Genomic DNA, 19,794 nt, shown 5'->3' with positions numbered 1-19,794 from the left:
GGCCGGACCCGGCCTTACGATGGGACGCATGACTGCTTCGCCAGCCCGCCGCCGTGTCCTGCTCGCCGCTCCCCGGGGCTACTGCGCGGGTGTGGACCGCGCCGTCATCGCCGTCGAGAAGGCCCTGGAGCAGTACGGGGCCCCGGTCTACGTCCGGCACGAGATCGTCCACAACAAGTACGTCGTGCAGACCCTGGAGAAGAAGGGCGCCGTCTTCGTCGAGCGGACGGAGGAGGTGCCCCCGGGCAACATCGTGATGTTCTCGGCGCACGGCGTCGCGCCGGTCGTCCACGAGGAGGCCGCGCGCGGGAAGCTCGCCACCATCGACGCCACCTGCCCCCTGGTCACGAAGGTCCACAAGGAAGCGGTCCGTTTCGCGGGCGAGGACTACGACATCCTCCTGATCGGGCACGAGGGCCACGAGGAGGTCATCGGCACCTCCGGCGAGGCCCCCGACCACATCCAGCTCGTCGACGGCCCGGGCGACGTCGCCGGGGTCGAGGTCCGCGACCCCTCCAAGGTCGTCTGGCTGTCGCAGACCACCCTCTCCGTCGACGAGACGATGGAGACGGTCGACGCGCTGAAGGAGAAGTTCCCGCAGCTCATCTCCCCGCCCAGCGACGACATCTGCTACGCCACGCAGAACCGTCAGCTCGCCGTGAAGCAGATGGGCGCCGAGGCCGAACTGGTGATCGTCGTCGGCTCCCGAAACTCCTCCAACTCCAAGCGGCTCGTCGAGGTCGCCAAGCTCGCCGGCTCGCGCCAGGCCTACCTGGTGGACTTCGCGAGCGAGATCGACGAGGCCTGGCTGGAGGGCGTGAGCACGGTCGGCGTCACCTCCGGCGCCTCCGTCCCGGAGGTCCTCGTCGAGGAGGTCCTCGCCTGGCTCGCCGAGCGGGGCTACGAGGACGTGGAGCTGGTCAAGGCGGCCGACGAGCACATCACCTTCTCGCTGCCCAAGGAACTCCGCCGGGACCTGCGCGAGGAGGCCGCGGCGCTGGTCGCGGAGCGCGGCGGAAGCGGGGCGGCGGAGTAGCCGAGCCGCTCGAACTCGTCAACCCGGCGGCCTGGTCGACCTCCTCGACCTCGCCGACTGAGTGACGGTCAGTCGATCGTCGTAACGTAGGGCCATGCAGATCTTCGGCTTGGACATCGGTGGATCCGGGATCAAGGGCGCCCCTGTGGACCTGGACAAGGGCGACCTGGCTCAGGAGCGCCTGAAAGTGCTCACCCCGCATCCGGCGACGCCCGACGCGGTGGCCGACGGCGTCAGGGAAGTCGTCGAGCACTTCGGCTGGACGGGCCCGGTCGGTCTCACCTTCCCCGGCGTCGTCACCGGCGGATCGACCATCCGGACGGCGGCCAACGTCGACAAGAGCTGGATCGACACCGACGCGCGCGCACTGTTCGGCGAGCGGCTGGGCGGGCTGCCGGTGACGGTGGTCAACGACGCGGACGCGGCGGGCGTCGCCGAGATGGCCTTCGGCGCAGGGCGCGGGCGCAGGGGCACGGTCATCCTGCTGACCTTCGGGACGGGCATCGGCAGCGCCGTCTTCGTCGACGGCGTCCTCGTCCCCAACACCGAGCTCGGCCACCTGGAGCTGAACGGCCACGACGCCGAGAAGCGGGCCTCCAGCAAGGCCAAGGACGACCACGAGCTGACGTGGGAGCACTGGGCGCGCCGCGTCCAGAAGTACCTCGAGCACGTGGAGATGCTCTTCTCGCCCGAACTGTTCATCATCGGCGGCGGGGTCAGCCGTAAGTCCGAGAAGTTCCTTCACTTCATCGAGGGCATCAAGGCGGAGATCGTGCCGGCGCAGCTGCAGAACAACGCCGGGATCGTGGGGGCGGCGATGCGGGCGGCGAAGGGCTAACGCGGTCGGCCGGACTGAGCGGTGGCGGCCCTCCGACGGGCGGCCGCCCGCCGTACGCCGCGCACGAGGACGGTCACGGCCGCGAGGAGCGTCCCGCCGTAGAGCCAGCCGGCCTGGGTGGCCAGCGCCGTGACCAGGCCCATCAGCCGCGCCCCGACCCCGTTCGCGCCCTCGACGACGGGCAGGAGCCCCAGGGCGAAGGCGATCGGCAGGACGACGGGTGCCGCCAGCAGGTCGCCCCGGCGCACCCACAGCGCGGTCACCAGGCACACCGGCAGGAAGAGCACCCCGTACACCGTCAGCGAGGCCCCGAACAGCAGCTGGTCCAGACACCCGAGCACGACCGTCAGAACCCCGCTGAGCAGCCCGCCCCCCAGCCCGGTGAGCCGGGGGTTCGGCACCCGACGGCCGGCCACCGCAAGAGGCGGCGGCCGACGCCCGGCGGAGAAGGGAAGACTCCCGGAGGTGCCCCGGGCAGACCGGGCAACGGCACCGGAGCCCCGACCGCCGGGCCGGCTACCGGCACGACCACCAGAACCGGAAGGGGGCCGGGACCCGGAGCCGGGACGGGAAGCGGAACCAGGGCCGGAGCGGAGACCAGAAGCGGCGCCGGAGGCGGAGGGGGTGGCGGGAGCGGACCCGTCCCGGGAGGGGCGTACGGGGCGCGCGTGGCCTCGCGCCTCCTGGGTTCCGCGCGCCCTCGCTGCCGCCCCTGCCGCCCGGGCCCCCTGTGCCGCCTGGGCCGGTCGGGCCCCCCGGTCTCTCCGTCCGCGGCCGCGCTCCTCCTCGCCGCCCAGCCCGTCCCGGTCCCGGGCCGCCTGGGGTGGCAGCGGTGGGGGCGAAGGCCTGTCGCGTCGCGCTCGGTCCTGCGGGGGCCGCGTCCTGTGTTGCTCCACAGCACCAACTTAGGTCGGTTTATGTGCCGAATCAGGTGTCGGACACGCCGAGGGGCAGAGCTCGGCCATCGTTCGACAGGCCCGCCGGCCCGGTGCCGGGCACGCCGTAAACTGGGGGATCGGCCGGCCCTCGGGCCCGCCCCCGGCCCCCTCTCTCCGCGGGATCCGGCCCCTGGCCCTCTGACTACGGGAAGTCGCAACGTGTCGCTCACGATCGGAATCGTCGGTCTGCCGAATGTCGGCAAGTCGACCCTGTTCAACGCCCTGACCAAGAACGACGTGCTGGCGGCCAACTACCCGTTCGCCACGATCGAACCCAACGTGGGCGTGGTCGGCGTCCCCGACGCCCGCCTGACCAAGCTGGCCGAGATCTTCGGCTCCCAGCGGATCCTCCCGGCCACCGTCGACTTCGTCGACATCGCGGGCATCGTGCGCGGCGCCTCCGAGGGCGAGGGCCTCGGCAACAAGTTCCTGGCGAACATTCGCGAGTCCGACGCGATCTGCCAGGTCATCCGCGCCTTCAAGGACGAGAACGTCGTCCATGTCGACGGCAAGGTCTCGCCCAAGGACGACATCGAGACGATCAACACCGAGCTGATCCTCGCGGACCTCCAGACGATCGAGAAGGTTCTCTCCCGGCTCCAGAAGGAGTCGCGGATCAAGAAGGACGTCGCCCCGAAGGTCAAGGCCGTCGAGGAGGCCAAGGAGATCCTGGAGAAGGGCGACACGCTCTTCGGACAGGGCATCGTCCAGGGCAGCGAGCGCGCCGAGCTCCTCCACGACCTGCATCTCCTGACCACCAAGCCGTTCCTCTACGTCTTCAACGTCGACGAGGACGAACTGACCGACGAGGCCTTCAAGGACGAGCAGCGCGCCCTGGTCGCCCCGGCCGAGGCGATCTTCCTCAACGCCAAGCTGGAGGCGGACCTCGCCGAGCTCGACGAGGAGGACGCGATGGAACTGCTGGAGTCGGTCGGCGCCGAGGAGCCCGGCCTCGCCACCCTGGCCCGCGTCGGCTTCGACACCCTCGGCCTGCAGACCTACCTCACGGCCGGCCCCAAGGAGTCCCGCGCCTGGACCATCAAGAAGGGCGCGACGGCCCCCGAGGCCGCCGGTGTCATCCACACCGACTTCCAGAAGGGCTTCATCAAGGCGGAGGTCATCTCCTTCGCCGACCTGGTGGAGACCGGCTCGGTCGCGGAGGCCCGCGCCAAGGGCAAGGCCCGCATGGAGGGCAAGGACTACGTGATGCAGGACGGCGACGTCGTGGAGTTCCGCTTCAACGTGTGAGCGGTTCACTACCGTGTGCTGAATAGTTCGTCAAACGGTCAGGTCAGAGGGGGTCGGGCTCGGTGAGTCCCGCCCCTCTCTGCGTTCCCGTGCTGACTTGGTGCTGACTCCTATTTGCTCCTCGGCGGGGTGAGCTTGTCGAGATCCAGGCTGATCTCGAAAGGCACAGGCCGCTTCAGGATGCCCCGGAAGATGCCGGCGGGCGCGTAGGCGCCAGTCGGTTCGTCGAGTTCATAGACATGGACGACGGGGTCGCCGTCCTCGTCCTCGATGCACCAGTAGTGCGGGATGCCGGCCTCCGCGTACTTGCGGAGCTTGACCGTGCGGTCCCGGTGCGCGGACTCGGGCGAGACGACCTCGATGACGAGTCGCACCTCATCGGGCGTGAACCAGGTGCGGTCTCCGTCGAAATCGGCCGTCGTCAGGAGGAGATCGGGCTCGGGCCGGTTTCGTTCGTCGAGCTTTATGGTCATCTCGCGGCCGACGTTGACGTCGCTGGGCGCCTGCTCCATGAGGGCGACAGTGAGCATGGTGACGAGGTGGCCATGCCACCACCGCTGGGGCGACATCATGAAGACGAGGGCTCCGTCGATCAGCTCGGTGTGGCGGGGTGCCTCGGGGAGGCGGTCCAGGTCCTCCGCGAACCAGCCTTCCTCGCGCGGCGGGCGCATCCAGTCGGGCAGTGCGGTCATGGCTAAACCGTAGCGACTCCGCGAGGTCCGGGCCACGAGATCGTCAAGAGGCGCCCGCCTTCCTGGTCGTCCCGAATTCCTCGGGCCTGCCGCCCGTGCTGATTCTGTGCTGACCTGGATCCCTCAGAAGCCCGTTCACGACCCACACCACCAGTGCGCCGTTGTCGATCGTGTAGATCACGCGGTAGTCGCCCAGGCGTAGGCGGCGGCGGTCGGGTTGGGAGACGAGGGCGGTGGTGTTGAACCCCAAGGGGTCGTTCTCCAGCTCGGTCAGCTTCGCCAGAATGCGCAGGGCCATGTCTCGCGGGACCTTGCGAAGTTCGGCCTGAGCCTCGGGCCGGAAGACGGTGCGGTACTCACTCACTGCGCGCCAGCGTCTCCCTCATGATGTCCTCGATCGGGATGCCGGGGGCCGGATTGGCCATGCGCTCGTCGATGATCCGGTTGATCTCGCGCTCTTCCCATTCCTGGTACTTGCGCAGCACCTCGATGGAGACGACGGCGGCGACCTGCTTGCCGCGTCGGGTGATCACGGTGGTACGTCATCCCGGTCGGCTCGCTCCACGACCTCGGCGAGGTGCGCCCGGACATCACGAATGGACTCTATGGGCAGTGGCTGCGTCATGCGCTCAAGAGCACCGAATGTCTCATGTGTACACAACGACTCAGGCCTGTCATGGCCGTGGCCACGACGTCACCGGCACCGTTTCCGGCCGTCGCGCGGGGGATTCCCGACTTCACAGCCGCCATTCCCACAGTTCCTCGATTCCGGCGCGGCGCAGCAGGGCGCGAGCGAGGGTGGTGCGTGGCTTCGGGGTCTCCGGGGCGAACAGCAGGCCCGCGATGTCGCCGCTGTGGGCGATCTGGACGCCCAGGGCACCGCAGGTGTCGGCGACCGTGAGGATCCGGTCAAGCGCCGGAACCGGGAGCCGGCGTTGATTCAGCACCGCGCTCTCCGTCGCCACCGTGCCCAACAGGGCCGCGTCCTGGGTACGGATCGCCTTGCGCAGCAGCACGCGCAGCTGGTCGAAGCGGGCGGTCTCTGTGTCGTCGTAGCGGGGCGGCGGGAGGGCGAGCGTGTCCACGCCTCGGCCGGTGGCCTCCGGGCGTGAGCCGAAGCCGAGGACGCGCAACGGGGGCAGGGTGTTGCCGAAGTCCTCCAGCGGCCTTCCCTCGCGCTGCGCGAACAGCACCGTCGTCTCCTCGAACATCAGCGCGTCGGACGCGGTCTCCGCGCACACCGCCAGCCGGGCCGCCTCCCCAGCCGTCAGCGGGGCGCCGACCGCGTCCCGCACCGCCCGGACGGCCGCCAGTACGTCGCTGGTGGACGAGCCGAAGCCACGGCCGAGCGGTACGTTCCCCGACACCTCCAGGTGGCCGCCCGACGGCACGTCCCGCAGGGCCAGTTCGGCCGCCCGGCGGGCCTTCGTCTTCCAGGGTGGGGAGACCGTCACCGCTCCGCCCGGGGCCGGGGTGAAGGTCGCCCGGGTCGTGTACAGGGGGCAGGGGAGGGTGACCAGGGCGCGCACCGGGCCCTGACCCGCGGCGTCGGTGAAGGCGCCTTGGAGGAGCTCGCCGTGATGGGCCGGGGCGGTGCCCGTGCCGACGCACACACTCGTCCGTACCGATGCGGAGAAGGCGGGCACGGCCCCGGTGGATGTGACGGACACGGCCTCCCCTTCGTTTTCGTGGCCATCGTGCCAGTCCGGGCCCGCTGTCGGTGCCGGGTGGGAGCATGGGGAGCGCGACGGTGGACACACGGGGGTGGGGACATGGCGAGGGCCGAAGAGGCGGAGTCTGTCGGCAGCCCCGTCCCGCCGCCGTACGATCCCGTCCCCGCCGTCGGACGACGGGCGCGCGAGCTGTACGAGGCCGGGACGCGGCTGTACGACGTGGCCCGTACCCTGCGCGCCGACCACGCCCGCGCCCTGGAGGCCGTGCGGGCCACCCACGCGCCGCTGCGGGACGCCCTTGTCGCCGAGGAGCTCCGGTCCCTCCCGCTGGCCCGGCTGAAGGACGTCACCGAGGGCCGGCTGCGTCTCACGGCGGTGGAGGCGGCCGGCTTCGGCTCGGTGGGCGCCGTCCACGAGGCGGGCCGGCACGCGCTGCGGCAGATTCCCGGCGTCGGCGCGCACACCGCCGACCAGGCGCTCGCCGCCGCCCGGCAGCTCGCCCGCGCGGTCGAGGAGACCGTTTCCGTACGGATCGACGTCGACGCCCCCGAGCCCCGCACCACCGCCCTGGTCACCGCGCTGTACCGGCTCGTCGAGGCCGGCCCCGACCTGCCCCGCGCCGTCGCCGCCGCCGAGCGGTACGAGACCCGGCTCGCCGAGCTGCTGCCCGCGCTGCACCCGGCGACCGGCCGGCTGCGGCTGGCGCTGGCGGGGAAGCACCGCCGGGAGGCCGCCCGCGCCGCCGGGCGGGAGCTGCGCGAGCTGACGGCCGAGGCGGCGGCCACCGACGTGGCGCTGCGGCTTGCGCAGGCCACGGCGGACCTGCTGCGCGAGCCGGCCTCCGAGATCGAGCCCTGGGTCGACTTCGAGGTGCGCTCCGCCGAGTACTACAGCCGGCTCGCGGAGATCTGCGCGCAGCCGACGGATCTGGCGGCCGCCGAGGGGTTCGTGCCCTCCGAGGTCGCCGAGCGGGTGCGCGCGCAGCCGTTGGACGACACCCACCGCCGGGTCTCCCTGCGCGGCTACCAGGCCTTCGGTGCCCGGTTCGCGCTCGCCCAGCGCCGGGTGGTGATCGGTGACGAGATGGGGCTCGGCAAGACCGTCCAGGCGATCGCGGTGCTCGCCCACCTCGCGGCGGAGGGCCACGCCCACTTCCTGGTGGTCTGCCCGGCCGGCGTCCTCATCAACTGGACGCGGGAGATCCGCGCCCGCAGCACGCTCAGAGCGGTGCCGGTGCACGGCCCGGAGCGGCGGGAGGCGTACGCGGAGTGGCGCGAGCGCGGCGGCGTCGCCGTCACCACCTTCGACGTGCTGCACACCCTGCCCGGCCCCGAGGACGCGCCGCCCGGTCTGCTGGTCGTCGACGAGGCGCACTACGTCAAGAACCCCGCCACCCGCCGCGCCCGCTCGGTCGCCGCCTGGAGCGGCGCCTGCGACCGCGTCCTGTTCCTCACCGGTACGCCCATGGAGAACCGCGTCCAGGAGTTCCGCACCCTCGTCCACCAACTCCGCCCCGAACTGCTCCCGGAGATGCACGACAGCGACGCGGCCGCCGGACCGCACACCTTCCGCAGGGCCGTCGCCCCCGCCTACCTGCGGCGCAACCAGAAGGACGTCCTCACCGAACTGCCCGCGCTGATCCAGGTCGACGAATGGGAGGAGTTCAGCGCCGCCGACCGGGCGGCCTACCGTACGGCCGTCACCCAGGGGAACTTCATGGCGATGCGCCGGGCCGCGTACGCCGACCCCGAGAAGTCGGCCAAGCTCCAGCGGCTGCGCGAACTGGTCGCGGAGGCGGCGGCCAACGGCCTGAAAGTGGTCGTGTTCTCGTACTTCCGCAGCGTCCTCGAGACCGTCCACCAGGTGCTCGGTGCCGGAGTGTCCGGCCTCGTGGCGGGCTCTGTGCCCGCCGCCCGCCGACAGCGTCTCGTCGACGACTTCACGGCGGCCGACGGGCACGCGGTGCTGCTCTGCCAGATCGAGGCGGGCGGTGTCGGACTCAACCTCCAGGCCGCCTCCGTGGTCGTCCTGTGCGAGCCGCAGATCAAACCGACCCTGGAACACCAGGCAGTGGCCCGTGCGCACCGCATGGGCCAGGTCCGCGCGGTCCAGGTGCACCGCCTGCTGGTCACGGACAGCGTGGACGACCGCCTGCTGCGCCTGCTGGTGAACAAGAACCGCCTGTTCGACGCCTACGCCCGCCGCAGCGCCACCGCGGAGTCCACCCCGGACGCGGTCGACGTCTCCGACGACGGTCTGGCCCGGCGCATCGTGGAGGAGGAGCAGCGCCGGCTGGCGGGCGAGGCCGACGAGGATCAGGAGGTCACCGGAAAGGCGTCGGTTCCGCGACCCAGCCCGCCGCCAGCACCAGCCGTGAGTGGCGGTGCAGAGCCAGGAAGCCGAAGGGGCGGTCGAAGCGGGCCTTGAGGGTGGTGGTCGTCCAGCGGAGCTGAGGCAGCCCGCCGGCCGCGGCGAGGGCGAAGGACGACACCGCGGCCGCCCGGAAGCCCTCCGCGCCGAATTCCGCCACCGCGCACTGCCCGGCCGCCCCGACCGCCAGGGGCTGGGCGCTGACGCCGGGGAAATGTCCGCGGTCGGTGTCCCGGGCCGTCGTGAGCCCGAACAGCTCGTGCCGCGCCAGCAGATCGTGGTCCGCCGTGACACCGAACGCCGCCGTCGTCACCTCGAGCATGGGCGGATCGGGTGTCGTGGAGCGCTGCCTCAGGACCCGCAGGCCGGGACCGACCTCCCCGTAGGGGAGCCGGGAGCCGGGAACGACCGGGTGGGTGCGGGCGAGGAGCTCCACGCCCGCACCCAGTACCTGGCCCGGCGTCAGATGTTCCTGGCCGAGCAGGAGGTGGACGTCGATGCCGTTCGTGCCCAGGACCTTCAGCTCGGTGAGGTGACCCCCGGGTGTGTCCGCGACGCCGATCCGGTCCAGCAGTTCGGTCCTGCGCCGCAGGCCGAGGACGACACTCTCGTTCCACGCCGGACTGTCCAGGGGGACCTCGTCGAAAGGCCGCAGCCACCGCGTCCGCATGGCCAGCGCGCTCGCCAGTACCAGTTCGGTGTCGTCCCTCAGCACGACCGGCATCCGCTCCACCAGCCCGCCGGTCCGTTTCGCCGCCCAGGCGTCCAGGGCCGCCCCGTCGGCCACCGTGTCCCCGGAGAGCACCCCGTGCGCCCCGACCGGCAGCCCCGTCTCCCACTCCTGTCGTGGCTCCAGTGTCCGCTTGGTCCACAGCCCCACGGCCGTGTCCAGACCGCCTATTTCGGCCATCCCGGCGAGCAACTCCCGGGCGGCGGCCGCCGCCCGGCCCGCGGGCACGCCGACGGCCTCGGCCAGCTCCTCACGCGCCGCAGCCCCGGCCCCGTCCGCGAGGAAGGCGAGCAGGGGCCAGACACCCGCTGCCGAGAAGACCGAGTTCGTGTCTTTCCGGAGGTCCCCCGCCCACCGCGCCGTGAGGGCGTTCACCGCCCGAATCGTCGTATTCGTGACCACCATTACGCCCCCGCTCGTCAGCCGCTTACCATGCGCCCAGTCGCCCAGTCGCACGTCAGTTCCCCGCCACTGTCGGACCGCCCTGCCACACTGCCCGCACCCGGTCGCATCGCCCGAAACAGGAGCACGGTACCCGTGTCCATACCTCCGCCCCCAGGGCCCCAGCAGCCCCAGGACCCGTACCAGCCTCCACAGCACCCGCAGGGCCCGTATCCGCAGGGCCCCTACCCGCAGGGCCCATACCCGCAGGGCCCGTACGCGCCGGCTCCCTACCAGGTCTGGGGCCAGGGCTACACCCCCTTCACCCGTCCCGCGCCCGTCAACGGTGTCGCCATCGCCGCTCTCGTCCTCGGACTCCTCTGCTTCCTGCCGGCCGTCGGGCTGGTCCTCGGGATCGTCGCCCTGGTGCAGATCAAGAAGCGGGGCGAGCGCGGCAGGGGGATGGCGATCGCGGGCGCGGTCGTGTCGTCCCTCGGGCTCGCTCTCTGGGTCGTGTCGCTGTCCACGAACGCCGCCTCCGACTTCTGGGAGAGTGCCAAGGAGGGCGCGCGGGGCAACACCTTCTCGCTCGTCACGGGCGACTGCTTCGACGTGCCGGGCCCGGGCTTCGACCAGGACGTCTACGACGTCGACAAGGTGTCCTGCTCCGGCGAGCACGAGGGCGAGGTGTTCGGCACCGTCCCACTGTCCGGCGGCAGTTACCCGGGCGAGGACTACGTCACGGACCAGGCCGAGGACAAGTGCTGGACCCTCCAGGACAGTTACGCGATGGACCCCTGGGCGCTGACCGACGATGTCGACGTCTACTACCTCACGCCCACCAGCGAGAGCTGGGAATGGGGTGACCGCGAGATCACCTGTGTCTTCGCAGGCACCGGCGGGTCCGGCACCCTGACCGGTTCGCTGCGCGCCGACGCAACGACGCTCGACGCCGACCAGGTGGCCTTTCTGAAGGCGATGAACGCCGTCGACACGGTCCTCTACGAGGAGCCCGAGGAATACGCCGAGGAGGACCTGCCGGCCAACCAGACCTGGGCCGGCGAGGTCGCGGCCGTGACCGGCGCCCAGGCGAAGGCGCTGAACGCGCGCACCTGGCCCGCCGCGGCCCGCGAGCCGGTCGCGGCCCTGGTGAAGGACATGCGGGACGCGAACCAGGAGTGGACGAAGGCGGCCAAGTCCCCAGAGGTCAACGAGTACTACGAGCATTACGACAACGCCTACGACTACGTCGACGGCGACACCACCGTCGCCACGCGTAAGGCTTTGGGCCTGTCCACCACCCCGCCCTCGTACGACGAGGACGACCACGACAGCGGGAGCGGCGGCGGGAGTGGGAGCGAGGATGTGTGATCACCCCCATAGCGGGGAGAAACCGCCTGCGTAAAGCCCTTCCCCGGCACATGTCATCACATCGAGTGATTCTCTGGCCTTTGCTTGCGTGTCGGAACCCACGGTTGCCACGCTGTTGCTGTCTGTACAACCTGATGGGAGCGGCCAGTGACATTCGGTGAGCAGCCGGCGTATCTGCGGGTCGCGGGCGATCTCCGCAAGAAGATCGTCGACGGCTCGCTGCCACCGCACACCCGCCTTCCCTCCCAGGCCAGGATCCGCGAGGAGTACGGCGTCTCCGACACCGTCGCCCTGGAGGCCCGCAAGGTGCTGATGGCCGAAGGGCTGGTCGAGGGCCGCTCCGGTTCGGGGACGTATGTGCGGGAGCGGCCGGTGCCGCGCCGTATCGCCCGCTCCGGCTACCGGCCCGCGAGCGGGGCCACACCGTTCCGGCAGGAACAGGCCGAGGTGCACGCGCGCGGGACGTGGGAGTCCCGCAGCGAGCAGACCGAGGCGAGCGTCGCGGTCGCCGAGCGGCTGGGCATCGAGGCGGGTGACCGCGTGATGTGCACCAAGTACACGTTCCGGGAGGCCGGCGAGGCCATGATGCTCTCCACCTCCTGGGAGCCCCTCGCCGTCACCGGCCGCACGCCCGTCATGCTGCCCGAGGAGGGGCCGCTCGGCGGCATGGGCGTCGTCGAGCGCATGCGCGCCATCGACGTCATCGTGGACAACGTGGCGGAGGAGGTCGGCGCCCGCCCCGGCCTCGCCGAGGAACTCCTCGCCCTGGGCGGTGTCCCCGGGCATGTCGTCCTGGTCGTCCAGCGCACGTACTACGCCTCCGGCCGCCCGGTCGAGACGGCCGACGTGGTCATCCCGGCCGACCGCTACCGGGTCGCGTACCACCTGCCCGTCAGATAGCCCGGAGGACGAGTGTCTCCCCGCGGTAGCGCACCGGGGCCGACGGCGCACACCCTTCCGGCAGTTGCCCCCGGAAAACGCCGGACGCGCCCTCGTCCGTGCGGCGTAGGAATCCGGCCGTTTCCGGGTGTTCTCGCAGGTCGCCCCATATCTGCCCGACACCCCGCCGACCGGACGCAAAAGGGCGCGCGCACGGCGCGTTCGGCCCCGCGCGCCCCCTGCGTCTTGGCTGGTTGCGTACCTCTTTGTGCAAACCCGTGTTCGCTGTGTAAAGGTAAGGCGTACGCTCGGGCATATGCGGATTGCGGTTTCCTTAGACGGCGGGGCGCGAGGCGGGCCGCGCGGGGGAAGCGGAGGAGGGGCGCGATGAACGACGGCACCATCTCTCTGCCCTGGCTCGTCATACGGCAGGACGACAACGGCAATCGCTACCGCGTGGGCCGGTACGCCACCCGGGCGGAGGCCCAGAAGATCGCGGACAGCCTCGACAGCCGTGGCCACAAGCAGCTCTACTGGGTCGAGCGCGTCGGCCAGACACAGCATCAGACCCAGGGCGGAGACGGCACCCGGAACTGACCGGGTCGCGGTCCCGTAGGCTCCGGCGCATGACGGAACGGATCGTGGTGGTCGGAGCCGCCCTCCTCGACGGCGGGCGCCTGCTCGCCGCGCGCCGCAGTGCACCCCCCGACCTGGCCGGCCGCTGGGAGCTGCCCGGCGGCAAGGTCGAGCCCGGCGAGCGGCCCGAGGCGGCCCTCGTCCGCGAACTGCGCGAGGAGCTCGGCGTCGAGGCCGAGGCCGTCGAGCGCGTCCCGGGGGAGTGGCCCCTGCGATCCCCCTACGCCCTCCAGGTGTGGACGGCCCGACTGCGCCCCGGCTCCGCCGCGCCCGCGCCCCTCCAGGACCACGACGAACTGCGCTGGCTCACCCCCGACGAGATCTGGGACGTGCACTGGCTCGACCAGGACGTCCCCGCCGTACGTGAAACACTCACCCGGCTCGGCACGGGAGCCCACTGAACGGCTTCCGGACGCCGACAGACATGCCGACGTGACAACGCCCCGTACGCCGTTCGCGCCACAGTGCGTCCTTCCGTGCTCCTTCGCGCGGTACCGCCTCCCGAATACCGGGTATGTGCCAATTAACCCCACGAAAACGGACATGGGTGCACTCGCTGGCCTGGGAAGTGATCGGTGTGAGCGACACCGAAGGCGACCGTGCCGAGTGGACGTTCCCCGCGGATCCCGGTGCGGTGCGCACCGCCCGCAGCGCCGTCCGGGGCCAGCTGCGCGGCTGGGACCTCGACAGTCTGGGGGACGTCGCCGCTCTGCTGGTCAGCGAGCTGGTGACGAACGCGTTGCGGCACGCCACCGGCCCCATCGGCGTCTGCCTGGTGCGCCCCGCGGGCCTGGAGGGCGTCCTCCTGGTCGAGGTCTCCGACCCCCTGCCGGACCCGCCCCGCGAGCGGGCCGCCCGGCCCGAGGACGAGAGCGGCCGCGGACTGCAGTTGGTGGCTTCGTCCTCTCGCCGCTGGGGCACCCGGCCCGGGGAGAACGGGAAGACCGTGTGGTTCGAACTGACGGTGCCTGGCTGACGACCTGTACAGCGGGGGTTGTGGTGGCACCCGACAGGTTCGGGCCGCCGAACGGTCCGGGAAGGTGCGATTCGACCGCGTGCCCGCTGGTTAGAAGACTGGAAGTGTTGTCGCGGAACGGGCCAAAAAACGCCTGGACCGTGCTGTGATCGTGAACACCGTGTCGTGCGGCGCCGTAGTGCTGGATACTGCGGGCAGCCGCCGCCGGTGACCGGTGCCGGACGCGGTGAGCTGGAGGGGACGGTTCGCGTGAGCGAGATACCAGCGAAGGCCACGGAGTCCGAGGACCCGTCGGGCGGCGCGAGGACGAGGGCCGGTGGGCTCGCGTCGGATGCCGCGACAGCCGCGGACGCCGCCGACACCGTGCACGAGGGTCTCGTGGACGGCGAGGCGGCGACGGGGGACGCCATGTGGCAGAGCAGCCCGCCCGGCTCGATCTACGACTACATCAAGGTCGCCTCGTTCTCGATCGGGCCCGACGGGCTCGTCGACCAGTGGAGCCTGCGTGCCGAGCAGATTTTCGGCATTTCCGCAGACCGGGCGGTCGGCATGGACCCCATCGAGGCGTTCATCGACCCGGACCTGCGTGAGCGCGGCCAGCGCAAGATGGCCGAGATCCTCGACGGGCGGGAGTGGACCGGCGTGGTCCCCTTCCGGATGCCGGACCCGGTGCCAGGCGGCGGGCGCGGCGAGAGGGGGCTCGCCGAGGTGTACGTCATGCCGACGCGCAGCCTCGACGGCGCCAAGGCCGCCGTGTGCATCGTCGTCGACGTCCGCACCCTGCGCAGCATCGAGACCGACCTCGCCGCCTCGCAGGCCATTTTCGGCCAATCCCCGTTCGGTTTCCTGCTGATCGACCCCGACCTGCGGGTCCGCCGCGCCAACAACCGGTTCGCCGCCCTCTTCGGCGGCACCCCCGACGACCACCGCGGCAAGGGCGTCCACGACTACCTGCCCCGGCCCGAGGCCGAGCGGGTCACCGCCACCCTGCGCCGGGTCCTGGCGACCGGCGACTCCATCACGGACATGCACGTCACCGGCTTCGTCCCGGGCTCCGACGAGCCCCGGCACTGGTCGATCAACCTCTACCGCGTGCACAGCGGCAGCGGCCGTCCCATCGGCATCGCCTGGCTCGGCATCGACAACACCGCCCGCCGCGCCGCCGCCCGCGAGGCCGCCGCCGCGCGGCGCAATCTCGCCCTTCTGAACGAGGCGGGCGCCCGCATCGGGAACTCCCTCGACCTGGAGACGACCGCGCGCGAACTCCTCGACGTGGTCGTGCCCGGATTCTGCGACCTCGCCACCGTCGACCTCTACCAGGGCCTCCTGGCCGGCGACGAGACCCCGCCCGGCCTCGCCGACGGCAGCGCCGAACTGCGCCGGGTCGCCTTCTCGTCGGCCGTCTCCGACGCCCCCTTCGCGGGCACCGGCGCGCCCGTCGCGGTCGGCGCGGTCCACCACTTCCCGTTCAACTCCCCCTGCGCGGACGCCCTGCGCACCGCCCGCCCGCAGAACATCCCCGGCGAGGAGGGCGGCCTCGTGCAGTCCACCCTCGCCATCCCGATGGTCGCCCACGACACCGTCGTAGGACTGGCGCAGTTCTCGCGGACGAAGGGCAGTGAGCCGTTCGGGGACCGGGACCGGGATCTGGCCGTGGAACTGGCGGCGCGGGCCGCGGTCTGCATCGACAACGCCCGCCTCTACCGGCGCGAGCACGAACGGGCGTTGATACTGCAGCGGTCCCTGCTCCCGCCCGGCGACCCGGTCGCCTCCGGCCTGGACATCGCCTGCCGCTACCTGCCCGGCAACGCCTCCACGGACCGCCCCAGCGAGGTGGGCGGTGACTGGTTCGACGTCATCGAACTACCGGGCCACCGTACGGCGTTGGTGGTGGGCGACGTCATGGGCCGAGGGCTGCGCGCGGCGGTGGCGATGGGCGAACTCCGTACGGCGGTGCGCACCCTGGCCCTGCTCGACCTCGAACCGGCCGAAGTCCTCTCCGCGCTGGACGAGATCGCGCGCGGACTCGGCACCCCCGGCGGCGTCCAGCAGGCCACCCGGGCCGCCCGCCGCCCCCGCGAGGCGGACCTGTCCGAGGTGTACCTCGCGACGTGCGTGTACGCGGTCTACGACTCGGTGACACGCAGGTGCACCTTCGCCAACGCGGGCCACCTTCCGCCGGTGTTGGTCGAGCCCGGCGAACCGGCCCTGATGCTCGACGTTCCGCCGGGCATGCCGCTCGGCGTCGGCGGGGAACCCTTCGAGGAGGTGGAGGTCGACCTCCCCGAGGGCGCGCTGCTCGCGCTCTACACGGACGGCCTGGTCGAATCCCGCGACCACCCCTTGGACGAGGGTCTCCAGGCCTTCGTCGGAGCCCTGACGGACCCCTCCCGCCCTCTGGAGGACGTCTGCGACCACGTCCTCAACACCCTCGACTCGCACCACGGCGAGGACGACATCGCGCTGCTGATGGCACGTGTACAGGGCCTGCCCAACGACTCCGTGGGCGACTGGACCCTGCCGCGCGAGCCGCGCAGTGTGGGCCGGGCCAGGGAGTACGCGCGCGCCCAACTGCTCTCCTGGGACCTGGAACCCCTGGTCGACACGACGGAACTCCTCGTCAGCGAACTGGTGACGAACGCCCTGCGGTACGGCGAGGGCGAGATCAGACTCCGTCTGCTGCTCGACCGCACCCTGGTCTGCGAGGTCTGGGACGCGGGCCTGGTCCAGCCCCGCCGCCGCCGCGCCCGCGACACGGACGAGGGCGGCCGCGGCCTGCAACTGGTCGGACTCCTGAGCGCCGCCTGGGGCTCCCGCCGCACGCCCCGCGGCAAGACGGTGTGGTTCGAACTGCCCCTGCCGGACGGCGAGACGGGGATGGTGGATCCGGCGGAGGCGTTGTTGAGTCTGTTCTAGTGCCGCGGCACGAGGCACGCGGCTGCCGGGCCCCGGGCGGCGTACCGGGAGCGGGCCTCGACGTCACCCTGCCCTCGACCTCGAGCCGACGCTCTCGGATGCCGTACTCGACGATCTGCGGTGGCGTCTCGGCCTGCTCGGGCGATACCGAAGGACGAGGTCCCCGAGCTGCTGTTCTGCAGAGCGGGGACGCTCGTGAAGGTGACTCCGAGGGCGGCGGAACCGGCGGGATCCTAGTACTCGATCTCGCCGATCCAGGCGTACTCCAGAAGCGCCTTGGGCAGGTACTCGGACTCGACCTCCACGGTGATGCCCTGGTCACGGGCCAGGCAGGCCATGGCCAGCGGTCCGAGGGCGATGAGTCCGTCGGCGCCGGCCGAGCGCTCCTCGTCAGCGGTCCAGTACGCCTTGTGCCAGCGCAGTGCGTCGGCCAACGCCTTGTTGAACTGCGCGGGGTCGCGGCGGATGACGCGGTAGAGCAGGATCAACGGCGGATAGAGGATCTTCGACATCAGATCCGCGTCCGCGTACCGAAGCGCCTCCGGCGCGGTGCCGTCGACCGCCGCGACGAGCTTTTCGCCCACGTCCTGGCGGCCGAGCCAGAAGCTCTGCAGCGCCTCGACCCAGGAGTAAATGTACTCGTCGAACACCGCGCCGGAGTCGCGCAGCAAGGAGACGGGCACCTCGGCCAGCAGACGCAGGCGGTCGTTGTCGCGGCAGATCATGGCCAGGTAGAAGGAGGTGACCCAGGCCCCCGCGTTCAGGTGCGACTCGGGACCTGTCGCCGGAAGCGTACGCTCCCGTTCCTTGATCCGGCAGGTGACGCTGGTGCCCTCGGGTGCGCTCGCCGCGGCGAAGAGCGCGGAGCCGGTCTGCATGGCCGTGACCCAGGCCTCCCAGGTCTCGAACTTCACGGCCTGCGGGTCTACCGCGCAGTGCTGCTGTGCCAAGGTGAGCGCCGTACTCAACGCCTGGGGGCGTAGCACGGGCGAGTCGGCGAACTCGTCGAGAATCCAGTTCGCGGTCTCACCGAGGGCGTTGAGAGTGTCCGGCACGTCGTCCGTGGAGTACTCGTGGCGGGGAACGGTCGTGACCACTGACGCTCTCCTCTAAGGCTCGTACTTGATCGGGAACTGCTCCAGGGTGGCCCCGGCGTAGCTGCCGGTGTTCTCCTTGGCCTTGACCAGGACGTAGTCCAGCTTGCCATCCTTCCACGCCCGCAGGAGTTCGCCCGCTATGCGAATGTCGGCTGCCTTGCGGGTCATCATCTCGGCGATGATCGTGTGGACGTACTCCGAGGTGCCCTGCCTGACCATCCAGCCCTTCGCGGGGCCGGCGCCCTGGCGCCAGATCAAGTCGCTCTTGGGTGCTTTGGCCTCGACGATCAGATAGCGGCCGTCCTCCCGTTTGTACAACTGGTCGAACATGTTGGCGCCGTTGGGCGTCTTCGGCAGCGTCATCGGCGTGTAGTCCGGGAACTCCTGCGGGATGACATGGACCTTGGCCGCCTCCTCGCCAAGGAGTTCGGCGATGGCGCTGTTGTTGGGCGTGCCGGGAAGCTGTTTGTCGTACGCCGCCTTGGCCTCGTTGAGAGCGTCATGCAGGGCCGTGTCCGCCGGGTTGGCCTTGACTGCCTTCTCCGCCGCGGTGAGTTCTGCCGCGATGTGGCGGTCCTTCGCCACCTTGTCGAGGTGATCGATCTGGGTGTCGCCAAGGGAGTCGGTCTTGACCGGCACCGGGTCCAGCCTTGGAGGCGGCTGCTTGGAGGGCATAGAGTCCCGGGCGATCCAGTCGCCGTCGGCATCCTTGGCGAGGACGGGCAGAGGCTCGCCGTTCTCGTCGACTGAGTCGGTGCTGTGCCGGTGGCCATCCGAGCGGTAGTGCTCCTTGAACCAGTCCGGATCGGTGTTGGCTTTGTGGATCTGTTCGTCGATGATCTGCTGCTGTTCCTCGGGCGTACGCGCCGGCTGCGTGTCGTCTGTGGCCCCAGCGCCCTCGTCCCCGTGGTCAGCGGGCGTGCCCGTCTCATCGCCGACCCTGCCCCCGTCACCCAGGTCGTCGCCGAGGTGGCCGATGTCGCCGAATGCGTCGTCACCGAACCGGGCGGCCAGATCGTCCAGGGCGCCCGGAGAGATCGGGCCACCGAGGCCGCCCGGGCGCAGCCCGGTGTCCGCAGCGCCGGACGACGCGGCGTTGTCCAGGCTGTTGGACGGCGTGTGATGGCCTGGGCTGCCAGGCAGATTGTCTCCGGTGCCCGCCGGCACATGGGTGTCGATGCTGTTCCTCGGCATGTTGTCGCCGACTCCGCCGCCCGGGAGGTGGTCTGCCGTGCTCCCTGGGAGGTGGTCGCCCACGCTGCCGCCGGGCAGGTTGTCGCCGGCGTGGACCACCGGAGTGGTGGTTGCGTCGTCGCCGACGCGGCCGACGTCGCCGAGGTTGGTGTCCAGGCTGTTGCCCAGGTTGATGTGCTGTCCGGCGGACTCGGCCGCATGAGTGCCCGCGCCGACCAGGGCCGGTTCCTTGACCGAGGCCGGGGTGTGGGGGGTGTTCGCGTCCGTGGCCGGGCGGTCGACCACGTCCGTCGGGCCGGTTTCCTTGGCGTCCAGTACGACGTTGCCGCGCTCGTCGATGATGTTGCCGTGCTGGTCGGCGAAGAGCATCGGTTCGCCCTCGGGCGTGTGGAGGCGTTCCGCGCCCTCCGGGAGGACCGGTACGTCGTCCGGGACCTTGACGGTGCCGTTCGGGAGCTCCGTCGCGCCCGTAGGGATCGCCGCGCCCTCCGGCAGGTGCACCGTGCCGTCCGGCAACAGCGAGGAACCCTCCGGCAACGTGATCGCGTTCTCCGGCAGCTTCGGGATCTCGATGTTCCCGATGCCCTTCAACGCCTTCGTGATGTCGCCGATCTTCGACAGACCGGCGCCCGCGCCCTTGGCGATGTACGTCATCGGGTCGATCACCCGACCTGCCTTGCCGGCGATGGAGAGGGCCTTGGCCACCGCGCCCGCCTTGCCCGCGCCCGCCGCCGCACCCCCCGCACCACCGGTGAAGACGGTCGTCAGGACGTTGAAGGTCACCGCACCGGCCGCCCGGCCGGGATTCTTGCCCCACTC

The 19,794-nt window shown here is 71.2% G+C and carries 16 protein-coding genes and 2 pseudogenes; 10 read left to right on the top strand and 8 right to left on the bottom strand.

Annotated features, from left to right (window positions below):
• Positions 1 to 19 precede the first annotated feature (19 nt).
• On the top strand, positions 20 to 1,036 hold the full coding sequence (locus ACIBVL_RS39015; protein ID WP_399105251.1) for a 4-hydroxy-3-methylbut-2-enyl diphosphate reductase: 1,017 nt from the start codon (positions 20 to 22) through the stop codon (positions 1,034 to 1,036).
• Positions 1,037 to 1,130: 94 nt separating this feature from the next.
• Entirely contained in the window at positions 1,131 to 1,874 is a 744-nt protein-coding gene (ppgK, locus tag ACIBVL_RS39010) for a polyphosphate--glucose phosphotransferase (RefSeq protein WP_399105249.1), read from the top strand.
• On the opposite strand, the gene ACIBVL_RS39005 is transcribed toward ppgK, so the two are convergent.
• Positions 1,871 to 2,290, bottom strand: coding sequence for a DUF6542 domain-containing protein (locus tag ACIBVL_RS39005; protein WP_399105247.1), 420 nt, complete (start codon positions 2,288 to 2,290; stop codon positions 1,871 to 1,873). The two genes, ppgK and ACIBVL_RS39005, sit on opposite strands and share 4 nt — an antisense overlap.
• Positions 2,291 to 2,971: 681 nt before the next feature.
• Here ACIBVL_RS39005 and ychF point away from each other — a divergent pair.
• The gene (gene ychF, locus ACIBVL_RS39000; RefSeq protein WP_399105245.1) at positions 2,972 to 4,060 is read left to right on the top strand and encodes a redox-regulated ATPase YchF; all 1,089 of its coding nucleotides are present in this window, start codon (positions 2,972 to 2,974) and stop codon (positions 4,058 to 4,060) included.
• A 110-nt stretch (positions 4,061 to 4,170) separates the two neighbouring features.
• Here ychF and ACIBVL_RS38995 read toward each other — a convergent pair whose 3' ends face one another.
• From ACIBVL_RS38995 to ACIBVL_RS38980, 4 genes and pseudogenes are all read right to left on the bottom strand, one after another.
• Positions 4,171 to 4,752, bottom strand: coding sequence for a Uma2 family endonuclease (locus ACIBVL_RS38995; protein WP_399105243.1), 582 nt, complete (start codon positions 4,750 to 4,752; stop codon positions 4,171 to 4,173).
• Positions 4,753 to 4,795: 43 nt separating this feature from the next.
• Positions 4,796 to 5,116: a type II toxin-antitoxin system RelE/ParE family toxin gene (locus ACIBVL_RS38990; RefSeq protein ID WP_399105241.1), complete on the bottom strand. Its 321-nt coding sequence runs from the start codon at positions 5,114 to 5,116 to the stop codon at positions 4,796 to 4,798.
• A pseudogene (locus ACIBVL_RS38985) lies at positions 5,109 to 5,377 on the bottom strand (type II toxin-antitoxin system Phd/YefM family antitoxin). Before ACIBVL_RS38985 ends, ACIBVL_RS38990 begins: the two are co-directional and overlap by 8 nt.
• A 112-nt stretch (positions 5,378 to 5,489) precedes the next feature.
• Entirely contained in the window at positions 5,490 to 6,422 is a 933-nt protein-coding gene (locus tag ACIBVL_RS38980) for a kinase (protein ID WP_399105239.1), read from the bottom strand.
• A 102-nt stretch (positions 6,423 to 6,524) separates the two neighbouring features.
• On the opposite strand from ACIBVL_RS38980, the gene ACIBVL_RS38975 reads away from it, so the two are divergent.
• Entirely contained in the window at positions 6,525 to 8,852 is a 2,328-nt protein-coding gene (locus ACIBVL_RS38975) for a DEAD/DEAH box helicase (protein ID WP_399105237.1), read from the top strand.
• Here ACIBVL_RS38975 and ACIBVL_RS38970 read toward each other — a convergent pair.
• The gene (locus ACIBVL_RS38970; protein WP_399105235.1) at positions 8,749 to 9,930 is read right to left on the bottom strand and encodes a serpin family protein; all 1,182 of its coding nucleotides are present in this window, start codon (positions 9,928 to 9,930) and stop codon (positions 8,749 to 8,751) included. The genes ACIBVL_RS38975 and ACIBVL_RS38970 overlap by 104 nt on opposite strands.
• Before the next feature lie 132 nt (positions 9,931 to 10,062).
• Here ACIBVL_RS38970 and ACIBVL_RS38965 point away from each other — a divergent pair, with 132 nt between their 5' ends.
• From ACIBVL_RS38965 to ACIBVL_RS38940, 6 genes are all read left to right on the top strand, one after another.
• Positions 10,063 to 11,277, top strand: a complete 1,215-nt coding sequence (locus tag ACIBVL_RS38965; protein WP_399105234.1) for a DUF4190 domain-containing protein — start codon at positions 10,063 to 10,065, stop codon at positions 11,275 to 11,277.
• 147 nt (positions 11,278 to 11,424) lie between these two features.
• Positions 11,425 to 12,177: a GntR family transcriptional regulator gene (locus ACIBVL_RS38960; RefSeq protein ID WP_399105232.1), complete on the top strand. Its 753-nt coding sequence runs from the start codon at positions 11,425 to 11,427 to the stop codon at positions 12,175 to 12,177.
• 366 nt (positions 12,178 to 12,543) lie between these two features.
• The gene (locus ACIBVL_RS38955; RefSeq protein WP_399105230.1) at positions 12,544 to 12,753 is read left to right on the top strand and encodes an SPOR domain-containing protein; all 210 of its coding nucleotides are present in this window, start codon (positions 12,544 to 12,546) and stop codon (positions 12,751 to 12,753) included.
• A 29-nt stretch (positions 12,754 to 12,782) separates the two neighbouring features.
• A complete protein-coding gene (locus tag ACIBVL_RS38950) occupies positions 12,783 to 13,193 on the top strand; it encodes a (deoxy)nucleoside triphosphate pyrophosphohydrolase (protein WP_399105228.1) in 411 nt (136 codons plus the stop codon).
• A gap of 146 nt (positions 13,194 to 13,339) precedes the next feature.
• Positions 13,340 to 13,768: an ATP-binding protein gene (locus tag ACIBVL_RS38945; RefSeq protein WP_399105226.1), complete on the top strand. Its 429-nt coding sequence runs from the start codon at positions 13,340 to 13,342 to the stop codon at positions 13,766 to 13,768.
• 249 nt (positions 13,769 to 14,017) lie between these two features.
• Positions 14,018 to 16,684 (top strand): SpoIIE family protein phosphatase, encoded by a 2,667-nt coding sequence (locus ACIBVL_RS38940; RefSeq protein WP_399105224.1) that lies wholly within the window; start codon positions 14,018 to 14,020, stop codon positions 16,682 to 16,684.
• Positions 16,685 to 16,917: 233 nt separating this feature from the next.
• Here the strand turns inward: ACIBVL_RS38940 and ACIBVL_RS38935 are convergent, their stop codons facing one another.
• Together ACIBVL_RS38935 and ACIBVL_RS38930 are read right to left on the bottom strand one after the other, a co-directional pair.
• On the bottom strand, positions 16,918 to 17,781 hold the full coding sequence (locus ACIBVL_RS38935; RefSeq protein ID WP_399105222.1) for an immunity 49 family protein: 864 nt from the start codon (positions 17,779 to 17,781) through the stop codon (positions 16,918 to 16,920).
• Positions 17,782 to 17,793: 12 nt separating this feature from the next.
• Positions 17,794 to 19,794 (bottom strand): annotated as a pseudogene (locus ACIBVL_RS38930) (hypothetical protein); the annotation flags it as partial.

It is taken from the genome of Streptomyces sp. NPDC049687, from assembly GCF_044465285.1.
Classification (GTDB): domain Bacteria; phylum Actinomycetota; class Actinomycetes; order Streptomycetales; family Streptomycetaceae; genus Streptomyces.
Note: the sequence above shows the minus strand (reverse complement) of the source record. Positions and strands in the feature narration are given on the sequence as shown.

Coding starts and splice junctions, on each gene's coding strand:
- ACIBVL_RS39015 (WP_399105251.1), top strand. CDS start 20: ATGGGACGCATGACTGCTTCGCCAGCCCGCCGCCGTGTCCTGCTCGCC.
- ppgK (WP_399105249.1), top strand. CDS start 1,131: ATGCAGATCTTCGGCTTGGACATCGGTGGATCCGGGATCAAGGGCGCC.
- ACIBVL_RS38995 (WP_399105243.1), bottom strand. CDS start 4,752: ATGACCGCACTGCCCGACTGGATGCGCCCGCCGCGCGAGGAAGGCTGG.
- ACIBVL_RS38975 (WP_399105237.1), top strand. CDS start 6,525: ATGGCGAGGGCCGAAGAGGCGGAGTCTGTCGGCAGCCCCGTCCCGCCG.
- ACIBVL_RS38970 (WP_399105235.1), bottom strand. CDS start 9,930: ATGGTGGTCACGAATACGACGATTCGGGCGGTGAACGCCCTCACGGCG.
- ACIBVL_RS38955 (WP_399105230.1), top strand. CDS start 12,544: ATGAACGACGGCACCATCTCTCTGCCCTGGCTCGTCATACGGCAGGAC.
- ACIBVL_RS38950 (WP_399105228.1), top strand. CDS start 12,783: ATGACGGAACGGATCGTGGTGGTCGGAGCCGCCCTCCTCGACGGCGGG.